The organism is Pseudonocardia sp. GCM10023141 (genome assembly GCF_042653605.1).
Map to the genome: position 1 here is coordinate 93,181 of NZ_JBHSIR010000072.1, position 9,951 is coordinate 103,131.

The 9,951-nt window shown below is 69.7% G+C and carries 10 protein-coding genes and 1 pseudogene; 9 read left to right on the forward strand and 2 right to left on the reverse strand.

All coding sequences use genetic code 11. From position 1 onward, the window contains the following. Positions 1–505 precede the first annotated feature (505 nt). The 7 genes from ACFPFQ_RS42150 (at position 506) to ACFPFQ_RS42180 (ending at position 7,713) form a co-directional block, all read left to right on the forward strand. Positions 506–2,263, forward strand: coding sequence for a flavin-containing monooxygenase (locus tag ACFPFQ_RS42150; protein WP_379628883.1), 1,758 nt, complete (start codon positions 506–508; stop codon positions 2,261–2,263). Positions 2,264–2,349: 86 nt separating this feature from the next. Then, positions 2,350–3,351: an LLM class flavin-dependent oxidoreductase gene (locus tag ACFPFQ_RS42155; RefSeq protein WP_379628884.1), complete on the forward strand. Its 1,002-nt coding sequence runs from the start codon at positions 2,350–2,352 to the stop codon at positions 3,349–3,351. Continuing rightward, positions 3,348–3,770: a nuclear transport factor 2 family protein gene (locus ACFPFQ_RS42160; RefSeq protein WP_379628885.1), complete on the forward strand. Its 423-nt coding sequence runs from the start codon at positions 3,348–3,350 to the stop codon at positions 3,768–3,770. The genes ACFPFQ_RS42155 and ACFPFQ_RS42160 overlap by 4 nt, the downstream gene beginning before the upstream one ends. Beyond that, a complete protein-coding gene (locus ACFPFQ_RS42165; RefSeq protein WP_379628886.1) occupies positions 3,767–4,789 on the forward strand; it encodes an FAS1-like dehydratase domain-containing protein in 1,023 nt (340 codons plus the stop codon). The genes ACFPFQ_RS42160 and ACFPFQ_RS42165 overlap by 4 nt, the downstream gene beginning before the upstream one ends. Positions 4,790–4,826: 37 nt before the next feature. Further along, positions 4,827–6,020, forward strand: a complete 1,194-nt coding sequence (locus ACFPFQ_RS42170; RefSeq protein WP_379628887.1) for a lipid-transfer protein — start codon at positions 4,827–4,829, stop codon at positions 6,018–6,020. After that, positions 6,017–6,457: a Zn-ribbon domain-containing OB-fold protein gene (locus ACFPFQ_RS42175; protein ID WP_379628888.1), complete on the forward strand. Its 441-nt coding sequence runs from the start codon at positions 6,017–6,019 to the stop codon at positions 6,455–6,457. Before ACFPFQ_RS42170 ends, ACFPFQ_RS42175 begins: the two co-directional genes overlap by 4 nt. A 23-nt stretch (positions 6,458–6,480) precedes the next feature. Beyond that, positions 6,481–7,713 carry a CaiB/BaiF CoA transferase family protein gene (locus tag ACFPFQ_RS42180; protein WP_379628889.1) on the forward strand — a complete coding sequence of 411 codons (1,233 nt, stop codon included), beginning with the start codon at positions 6,481–6,483 and terminating at the stop codon, positions 7,711–7,713. Positions 7,714–7,893: 180 nt separating this feature from the next. Here the strand turns inward: ACFPFQ_RS42180 and ACFPFQ_RS42185 are convergent. Then, positions 7,894–8,346, reverse strand: a pseudogene (locus ACFPFQ_RS42185) (iron-containing alcohol dehydrogenase); the annotation flags it as partial. 5 nt (positions 8,347–8,351) lie between these two features. Then, on the reverse strand, positions 8,352–8,978 hold the full coding sequence (locus ACFPFQ_RS42190; RefSeq protein ID WP_379628896.1) for an iron-containing alcohol dehydrogenase: 627 nt from the start codon (positions 8,976–8,978) through the stop codon (positions 8,352–8,354). On the opposite strand from ACFPFQ_RS42190, the gene ACFPFQ_RS42195 reads away from it, so the two are divergent. Further along, positions 8,931–9,188: a flavin reductase family protein gene (locus ACFPFQ_RS42195; RefSeq protein ID WP_379628897.1), complete on the forward strand. Its 258-nt coding sequence runs from the start codon at positions 8,931–8,933 to the stop codon at positions 9,186–9,188. The two genes, ACFPFQ_RS42190 and ACFPFQ_RS42195, sit on opposite strands and share 48 nt — an antisense overlap. An 88-nt stretch (positions 9,189–9,276) precedes the next feature. Continuing rightward, complete coding sequence (locus ACFPFQ_RS42200) at positions 9,277–9,900, forward strand: 3,4-dihydroxy-2-butanone-4-phosphate synthase (protein WP_379628890.1); 624 nt, start codon at positions 9,277–9,279, stop codon at positions 9,898–9,900. Positions 9,901–9,951: the final 51 nt, after the last annotated feature.

A 9,951-nucleotide genomic window follows, 5' to 3' on the forward strand; every position in this document is an offset into this window, starting at 1 on the left:
CAGGCGCTCGCCCGCACCGTGAGCTTGCGGTCCAGGCCGGCCAGGTTGGCGTCCTGCCGCAGGGTCGCGGCGTGCCGATGGCAGGCGGGACGGATCGATCCAAGGATCAAGTACACCCGCACGTGCTCCGCGATCTCGCGCTCCTCGAGCACGCCGGGTCGGTAGGTCAGGTCGGGACCGGTCAGGAATCTGCGGAGGTGCTCGTTGATGTCGCGCGACACCAATCGTGGCCACCTGCTCGGGCTGACAGTCCAAGAAGAGCATGTGATTGAGGGCGAGCACGTACTCGTGGGGGATCGGCCACGGTGATCTCCGATTCTCGTTCCGGTGTACCGATGCGGGCGACCTGCACCACGGCGGGAAGCTACATAGGACGGTGTCCGTGCCCCAATGGGCGAGCGGGCCGAGGGCTATTGCGTACGAATCTAGTTCGTTATAGCTTCCCTCACGGGGCCGTCGGTGCCGACGAGTCGCCGGGCTGGCCCAAGGGTGGGAGGAGCTGCTGATGACGTCGACGATGCCTGTCGAGGTGGACCGGTCTGTGGACGGGAGTGCCGAGCTCGGAAGCTGGCTGCGGCGCTTTGCCGACGGAGTATCCGAGAGCGCCTCGGGAGCCACCGCCGCGGAGTCCCTCTTCGTCGAGGCCGGCTGGTGGCGGGACATGCTGACGCTGAGCTGGGACGTGCGGACGTTCGCCGGGTGGGGCGCCGTCGCGGCAGCCCTCGACGCCCACGATACGAGCGGCTGGACAGCGTTCGCCGTCGACACGGGGTCCGACGTGACCGTCGCCGACGAGAGCGGGACGACGGTCGTCGCCGGATTCTTCACTTTCGGTACGTCCGAGATCCACGGGCGCGGCTTCGTCCGGCTCCTCGACGACGGCTCCGGGACGTGGAAGGCGTGGACGCTGCTCACCCAGGTCGACGGCCTTCGCGGGGTCGACGAGCAGGTCGGCGCCCGCCGCCCCCGCGGGCTGGAACCGGTGGCCGTGGACGGCCGGGAGTGCTGGTGGGACGCCCACCGGGACGCGGAGATCGAGTTCGCCGAGTCGGACCCGGAGGTCGTCGTCGTCGGCGCGGGGCAGGCAGGGTTGGCCGTTGCTGCCCGGCTCAGGGTGCTGGGCGTGCCGACCCTGGTGCTCGAGTCCCACGACCGCATCGGCGACGGATGGCGCAAGCGCTACCCCTGCCTCACCCTGCATGATCCCATCTGGGCGAACCGGCTTCCCTACCTCGACTACCCCGAGACCTGGCCCGTCTTCATGCCACGGAGCAAGTTCGCGGCCTGGCTGGAGGCCTATGCCGAGAACCTGGACCTCAACGTGTGGACCGGATGCGTTGACACGGAGATCTCCCGCTCTGCCGCGGGGGAGTGGACCGTCCGGACCATCCGCGGGGGTGTCGAGCGCGTTCTGTTTCCCCGAGACGTGGTGCTCGCGACCGGTCTCAATGGGACACCGAACATCCCGGAGATCGAGGGAATGGCCGGGTTCGGCGGAACCGTCACGCACTCGTCGACGTTCGCCGGCGGTCAGGGGTGGAAGGGCAAGCGGGCCGTCGTCGTGGGTGCCGGGACCAGCGCCCACGACATCGCGCAGGACCTGTGCGAGCAGGGCGCCGAGGTGACGCTCGTCCAGCGGTCGGGCACGCTGCCGGTGAGCCGCGACATCGCCGCCCTTGCCTACGTCGGCAAGTTCGATGAGGCGGGCCCGCCCCTCGCTGACGCGGACATGGCATGGAACTCCATGCCGTGGAACCTGCTCATCCAGCTGACGTCGGACCAGACGCCGTGGCGCAACGCCCATGCCGAGCTCCTCGACGCCCTGGGGCGCACGGACTACAAGGTGGAGTACGGGGGCGGCATCATGGCCCGCTACCTGACCGGCGTGAACGGCTACTACCTCGACGTCGGGGCGCTGGGGCTGATCGCTGACGGCAGGATCCGAGTCAAGCAGGGCGTAGCGATCGCGTCCGCAGGCGTCGACTCCCTCACTTTCGCCGACGGCGACACGGTCCCCGCCGACCTGGTCGTGTTCGCCACCGGGTACGGCTCCATACGGGATGCGGTGCGGGATGTGGTCGGTGCCGCGGCGGACGGGATCGAGTCGATCCACGAGCTGGACGACGAGGGAGAGCTCACCTCCGTGTGGCGGCCGAGCGCAGTGCCGGGATTGTGGATCATGCTCGGCAACATCCAGATGGTGCGGTACTACTCCCGCATCCTGGCGCTCCAGATCAAGGCGAGACAGCTCGGCCTGGTGTAGGCGGGCGAGTCCGGGCCCCCGGCCCGGACCGGCGCCCACGACTCCCGCGCACGCGACACCGCGCGCACGACCCGAAGGGACGCGACGTGCCTCGAACAGGCCTGCGCTTCGACATGCGGTGGACCGGACAAGGATCCAACGCCGACCGGTACCGGGCGGCCCTCGACATCTGCGAGTGGGCCGACGTGCACGGATTCAACTACGTCCGGCTCAACGAGCATCACGGATCGGAAGACGGCTACCTGCCCTCGCCGCTGGTCATGGCGGGCGCGGTGGGAGCACGGACACGTCGTCTCCAGGTCCGCGTCACGGTGCTGGTGCTGCCGCTCCACGACCCCCTGCGGGTCGCCGAGGACGTCGCGGTGGCGGACCTGATCTGCGGCGGACGGCTGGAAGTGGTGCTGGGCGCCGGGTACTCCGCACCCGAGTTCGAGATGTTCGGCAAGGAGCTCGACCGCCGGGGCAAGGACCTCGAGGCCGGGATCGAAGTACTCGGCCGGGCATGGAGCGGCGAGCCGTTCGAGGTCGACGGACGACGGGCGCGGGTGACACCCCGGCCGGCCCAGACCGGGATGAAGATCCTGCTGGGGGGCACCACGGCCGCGGGTGCCCGTCGGGCGGCGCGCCTTGGGAACGGTTTCGAGCCGACAACCGAGTCCCTCGCGGAGGCGTACGAGCTCGAGCGACGCCGGCTCGGTCGTGAGGACGTGACGGAGCCTGCTCGACCGGTCTCGGTCGGCGGGCTGCGATTCCTGCACATCGCCGTGGACGTCGAGAAGGCCTGGGAACAGATCGGGCCGCACGCCCTGCACGAGACCAACTCCTACGCCCAGTGGGTCGGCAAGTCCCGGCGCGGGATCTCGGCATACCGGGCCCGGGCCTCGATCGCCGAGGTGCGCGCATCGGGCACCTACAAGATCGTGGATCCGGTGGAGGCCATTGACTACGCGTCGTCGCTCGACGACAACGACGTCCTGGAGTTCCACCCCATGATGGGGGGCCTCGACCCGGAGATCGGCTGGGACGGGCTGCGCCTGTACGTCGACCGGGTGCTGCCGCACCTGCGTCCGGCGGCGGTGCGGTCGTGACCGGCCGCGGCGCCGTGAGCGTGCTCGAGGGGTTCTACGACAGCTACCGGAGCCGCAACTGGTCCGAGCTGGCCGAGCGGACCAGCCCGGGCGCGGTATGGCGACAGGCCGCGTCCCTGCCCTGGGCAGGGGAGTGGAAGGGCGCCGACGGGTTCGCCGCGATGATGGCGCGGATCGCGGACTGCGCCACGCTCACTGTCACTGGGAACCGGTCGAGCGCACTGGGCGCCGACGGCGTGCTTGTCGAGGTGGAGGCCACGTTCACGGCGCGATCGTCCGGTCGCTCCCTGAACACGAAGGTCCTAGAGCTGTACCGGTTGCGGGACGGTCTCGTTGACGGCGCGGACGCGTTCTACCTCGACACCCACGCCCTCCAGGAGCTCCTCGCCGACAGGGCTGACGGGGCCGGCCCGCGGTGACGGCCCGGCTGTGGAGCGACGTCGAGGTGGGCGAGGATCTGCCGGACCTGCGGTTCCCCATCACGCTCAAGACGCTCGTGATGGCGGCCATGGGGACCCGCGACCTCATGCCCTACCACCACGACGAGGAGTTCGTGAAGTCGATCGGGATGCGTGGAGCGTTCGTCAACACCATGTTCAACCAGGGGCTATTCGGGCGTTTCGCCACCGACTGGGCCGGCCCTACCGCCCGGTTCCGTTCGGCGTCGCTGAAGATGACCAACCAGCTGGTCGCGGGTGACGTGGCCGTGGTGAGCGGCACTGTCATCGACCGGTGGATCACCGACGACGGCGACGCGCTCGTCCGACTCGAGCTGCGGACGTCGAACAGCCTGGGCGCCACGGCCATGTCCAGGACGGTGCTGGCGCTCCCGACCGAGGCTGATGAGCACGCGAGCTTCCGTGCGCTCGGCGAGCCCGAGCCCACCGTCCTGTCCGACGCCATGCCGCAGGAGGCCCGCGAGCAGATCGGGGTCACGTCGCTGCGGCCCGGCCCCTATCCCGTGAGTGAGGCGCAGATCGGCTACTTCGCCGAGATGGTGCGGGACGCCAACCCGCTCTACACCGACCCGGGCTACGCCGCCGCGTCGCTCGCCGGCGGGATCATCGCGCCACCGCCCTCCCTGATCGTCTGGGTCATGGACCGCGGGAGCCAGGTCGGGATCGACCTCGACCGTCCCGACGTCCACCTACCCGAGCAGCCGCCGTGGCCGGTTCCGGCGCACAAGCGCGCCTCGCTGCGGCTGCTGCCCGGCATGACCGACGTCGTGGTCCAGGAGGTGCTGCTCGAGTTCGGCATCCCGCTGCGTCCCGGCGACCAGGTCACCTCCGTCAACGAACTGGTCAACTGCTCCGGCGGCAAACAAACCCGCGTCGGACCGGGGCACTTCCTCACCGCGAGGGACACGTTCGTGAACCAGCGCGACGAGGCCGTGGGCCGATCCACGATGACGTTGCTGCAGTTCCGGGCACAGGGCTGAGCCACCGTCGCCCCACCACGAGAGGACGCACGCAACCATGGGATCGTTGAGCAACGAGGCCGCGATAGTCGGCATCGGAGCCACGGAGTTCTCCAAGGACTCGGGCCGGAGCGAGCTCCGGCTGGCCGCCGAGGCGATCACGGCGGCGCTGGACGACGCGGGGATCGCCCCGCACGAGGTCGACGGCCTATCGACGTTCGCGATGGACAACAACTCGCATACCGCGGTGGCCCGCACCCTGGGCATCCCGCGGCTGAGCTTCATGCCGCTGACGCCCGCAGGAGGCGGAGGAGGCTGCGCGACGGTCGCCTTGGCGGCCGCCGCCGTGACGACCGGCCTGGCCGAGGTCGTGGTCTGCTACCGCGCGATGAACGAACGGTCCCAGCAGCGGTTCGGGCAGCCGAAGCGTGCCGGCTGGGGCGGTGGCCCGGCCACGACCCACGAGCTCGACCAGTCGTGGGTGCTGCCCTACGGTCTCGCGACAGCGGCGGGCTGGATGGCGTTGGTGGCCCGGCGCTACATGGTCGAGTACGGACTCACCTCCGAGGACTTCGGTCGCGTCACTGTCGGGTCCCGCGCGTATGCGGCAACGAACCCGCAGGCCTGGTTCCACGAGCGCCCGATCACGCTGGAGGACCATCAGGCGTCCCGCCTGGTGACCGATCCCCTGCGGCTCCTCGACTGCTGCCAGGAGAGCGACGGCGCGGTCGCGCTGGTGGTGACCTCGACCGAGCGAGCCAAGGACCTCCGCCGGCCCCCGGCCGTCATCGCGGCCGCGGCGCAGGGCATCGGCGCCGACCAGGTGGGCATGGCGACCCCCTACCGCGCGGACCTCACGATCGCCCCGGAGACGGCGATCGTCGGGGAGCAGCTCTGGGCGCAGTCGGGACTGAAGCCCGCCGACGTCGACCTGGGAATCATCTACGACCACTTCAGCTTCGCCGTGCTCATGCAGCTGGAGGCTCTGGGCTTCTGCAAGCCGGGCGAGGCGGCAGCCTTCGTCGCCGCTGGCGAGACGGACCCCGGCGGGTCTCTGCCCGTCAACACCAACGGCGGCCAAGTCGGCGAGGCGTACATCCACGGTTTCAACGGGATCGCCGAGGCGGTCCGCCAGCTGCGCGGCACGGCGGTCAACCAGGTGGCGGACACCCGCGTGGCCGTGGTGACGTCCGGCTCGCACGTCCCCACCAGCGGCCTCGTCCTCACCAGCACGGAGGTGCCGGGATCATGACCACGGACTGGGGCCACGCCCCCACCCGGGATCGCCTGCGTCCCGGGCAGAGCCCGGACACCGCGTTCTTCTGGAAGGGCTGCGACGAGCACCGGCTCCTCATCCAGCGGTGCGCTGCCTGCGGGGTGCTGCGCCACCCACCGGGCCCGTCGTGCCCGGCCTGTCACAGCTTCGACACCAACCACCTGGAGTCGACGGGCCGCGGCACGGTTTACAGCTACGCGGTACATCACTACCCGCCTGTACAGGGCTTCGCCGGGCCCGCCGTGATCGGCCTGGTTGAGCTCGACGAGGGAGTGCGCATCGTGTCCAACATCGTCGGCCGGGACCCCGCTGACCTGCGCGTGGGCGACAGGGTTGAGGTCTTCTTCCTCGACCAGGAGGAGGGCTGGAGCCTTCCGCAGTTCACCGTCGTCGATCGCCCGGACGCCGGGTAGATCCCGCCGAGAGGAGCAACGTCGTGAACGTGGACGAGGCCGGCCGACGGCCGCTGGACGGCATCCGGATCGTCGAGGTGGGGGTGTGGCACGCCGGACCCGGCGCGGCGGCGATCCTGGCGGACCTGGGCGCCGAGGTGATCAAGGTCGAGACGCTGGAGGGGGACCCGGAGCGCTATCACGGCAACTTCGGGGCGTTCGATAACGGGGGACCGCATCTCGACAACTGGACCGCTCTGTACGAGCTCTCGAACCGCAACAAGCGGGGCATGTGCCTCGACATCACCACCGTCGAGGGCCGGCAGATCCTGGCGGAGCTGGTGCGCGCGGCGGACGTGTTCAGCAGCAACCTCCGCGAGCCGAGCAAGAAGAAGCTGGACATCGACTACGCCGCGATCAGGGCGCTCAACGCGCGGGTGGTCTACCTCAACGTGTCGGGGTTCGGCCCGAACGGGCCCATGGCCGGGTCCGGTGGCTTCGACCCGCTCGGCCAGGCCGTCTCGGGCATGCTCTACCTGTCGGGCAAGGACCAGGAGCCGCGGTTGCCCCAGCGGATCATCCTGGATCAGCTCACAGCGATCTCGGCGGCCTTCGCCGCTACGACCGCCCTGCTGTGCAGGGAGCGTGACGGTGTCGGCCAGGAGGTCCACGTGTCGCTGTACGGCTCGGCGATCTGGCTGACCCACATGAACCTGCTGTCGGCGAGCATCGCCGGGTTCGAGCTGGACAACAACTGGGTGCGGACCACCCAGCCGCCGCTGCGCACGACGTACGAGTGTGCCGACGGCGAGTGGCTCATGGGGACGAACCATCCCGAGACCAAGTTCTGGAATCAGTTCTGCGATGCCATCGAGCGGCCGGACCTGCTGGAGGTTCCCGAGTTCGCCACGCGCGAGACGCGGATCGAGAACCTGGCCTGCCTGTTCGAGGTCCTCGACGCGGAGCTCCTCAAGAGACCCCGCAACGAGTGGCTGAGGATCTTCGCCGACCACGGCCTGCTGTTCACGCCCGTCAATCACACCCTCGACGTGCTGGACGAGGAACAGGCTCTGGCCAACGGCTACATCGTCGACACGGAGCACCGCGACCTGGGTTCGCTGCGGGTTCCGGGGTTCCCGATCCACTTCGGCGAGTACGTCGCCGGCCGGTACGACCCCGCCCCGCGGCTCGGCGAGCACACCGACGAGGTCCTCGAAGGGCTCGGCCGCGACGCCGAGGAGATCGCGAAGCTGCGGTCCGCCGGAGTGATCCGGTAGCCGTTGCCACGGTCCCGAGGCCGGGCGGAAGCTGGCGGTCAGGAACATGCGTCGCCCTATTGCTGGACCGTCGGTGGACCGCCGGACCATGCGTCGTGGAGCAGCGCCAGAACGGCCGTTCGGTCGAGCGTTCGGGGTTCGGGCACGGCGTCGCGACGAGAGAGCGGCAGCCGCCTCGAGATCCTCCTCGCGCATCCCCAGCCCGCGCGGCGAATGCGGCACGCCGGTGTCGGCCACCAGCGTGAACACCCCTGCGGCGGCGTCCGTCACGCCGAGTGCGGCGGCCACCCGATCCATCGCAAGGAGAGCGGCCGGAGCGTTGTAGGCGATGAGGTGCGCCCGCACGACGGCGTGGGTCGCCGCGTGCGGGAGGTCGAACGAACCGCCGAGCACATGACAGAGCTTGTGATGCAGGAGGCCCATGCCGACCGCGCCCACACAGGTGCCGGCGAGCCAGGCGCCGTGCAGCAGATCCGAGCGCACGGCGAGATCGCCCGGCTCGCCGGTGACCCGGCGGATCCCGCGTCCCAAGTGCCTGATCGCGTCGCTCGCCCAGCCGTCGACGACGGGATTGGTCTGCGGACCGTAGAGCGCCTCGACTGCGTGCGCGAGAGCATTCACCGCGCTCGTCACCGAGATCAGTACCGGAAGTTCCCGGAGAGCTCTACGTCGTAGAGGACCGTTTCGGGCAGGATCGACGGGTCCGAGCGTGTCGTCTTCCGGCCGTCGACTGTCTCTCCGAGTACCGGGGTCACCTCGGATCCGGCGTAGGTGGTCGGCAATACGACCTGGTCGACGCCGGTGCGGACGGCCAGCGCCTTGGCCAGTCCGGTCGTCGATCCGCCGCCCACCGCGACCACGACGTCGGCGCGCACCCCGTGCAGCAATGCCAGTGCCTTCTCGGTGACAGCGACGGCGTCACTACCTCGGTCGTGGGCCGACGTGGCCGGCCTGATCCAGCTCGTCGTCGCGATCTCCGGGCGCCGTCGCCTCGGTCCCGATGATCGACCGCCGCACCATTGCCACCCAGGCCGCGGAGATCCGCGCTCCGTCGTCACGGCGTTCGGGAGACTCGGGAGGATCGAGAACCGGGAGAAGGTGAGGATCCAAGGTGCCGGCCCGCTCGGCCTGTTCGCCACGGCGATGGCCAGCACCGCGGGTGCGGAGCGAGTGATCACGATCGGTGCTCCTGACTCGCGGCTGGTGTTTGCTCGTAGCTGGCCGAGGGCCACGACGCGGCCTGCCGGAGCTTGTCGTCCAAGCACAGTGACCGGTTCTCCGGAGTCGACTGGGACGCCACCGCCGACGAAGCCGTCTACGTCAACGGTTCCACCCTGTGGATGGACTGCACGGTGGAGTGCGAGATCCCGGCAGGCGACCACTTGATCGCCCTATTCCGTATCCATGTTCTTCGGGCACAACCGGAGACTGCGCCTTTTCACAGCAGCAGGTTCCGCACCCTCGCCGACGTCTGAGCCGGCCACCAGCTAGGCGCATCGGGCGAGGAACGGCCAGCACCCAGGTCCGCGACGGTCGCCTTCCGCCTCCCCGAAAGGAGCTCTCATGCCCACCCACATCGCGGCGCCACGAGGCACGACTCCCGTGGACAACGTGCACGCCGCCATCGAAGCGCTGACAGACGGTCGCATAGTCGTCGTGATCGTCGACGACAACAGCGAGAACGAGGGCGACCTCGTTCTCGCCGCGGAGTCCGTCACAGCCACACAAATGGCGTTCGTGGTGGCGCATACCACCGGCATCGTGTGTGCCCCGATGTCCGGTGAGCGTGCCGACCTGCTCGGTCTGCCGCCGATGGTCGCCGACAACCGCGACGCCCACGGCACAGCCTTCACGGTCTCGGTCGACCACGTCGACACCGGCACAGGGGTTGCGGCCTCCGCCCGCGCCCGCACCTGCCGGGCACTCGCCGACCCGGATACCACCGCTGCGCAGCTCCGCCGTCCCGGCCACATCTTCCCGCTACGCGCGCGCTCCGGAGGAGTGCTAGGTCGTGTTTACAAAGGGATGGTCGATGGCCTTCGTGATCCAGATCGTCGCTGGCAAGACGCCGCCCCCGAGCCGTTGTACTGGACGTACCCGGTCGGGGCGGCAACGCCGCCAGGGGCGGTCTGGGCGCGAAGGCCGCGATCAGGACTTTGTCAACGCGGCCTAGGGCGTGTCCTGTAAGCCGGTGCGCAGCCATAACACGATCGCGGCGATGATGAGTTCGGAGCGGTA

Coding starts and splice junctions, on each gene's coding strand:
- ACFPFQ_RS42150 (WP_379628883.1), top strand. CDS start 506: ATGACGTCGACGATGCCTGTCGAGGTGGACCGGTCTGTGGACGGGAGT.
- ACFPFQ_RS42170 (WP_379628887.1), top strand. CDS start 4,827: ATGGGATCGTTGAGCAACGAGGCCGCGATAGTCGGCATCGGAGCCACG.
- ACFPFQ_RS42175 (WP_379628888.1), top strand. CDS start 6,017: ATGACCACGGACTGGGGCCACGCCCCCACCCGGGATCGCCTGCGTCCC.
- ACFPFQ_RS42200 (WP_379628890.1), top strand. CDS start 9,277: ATGCCCACCCACATCGCGGCGCCACGAGGCACGACTCCCGTGGACAAC.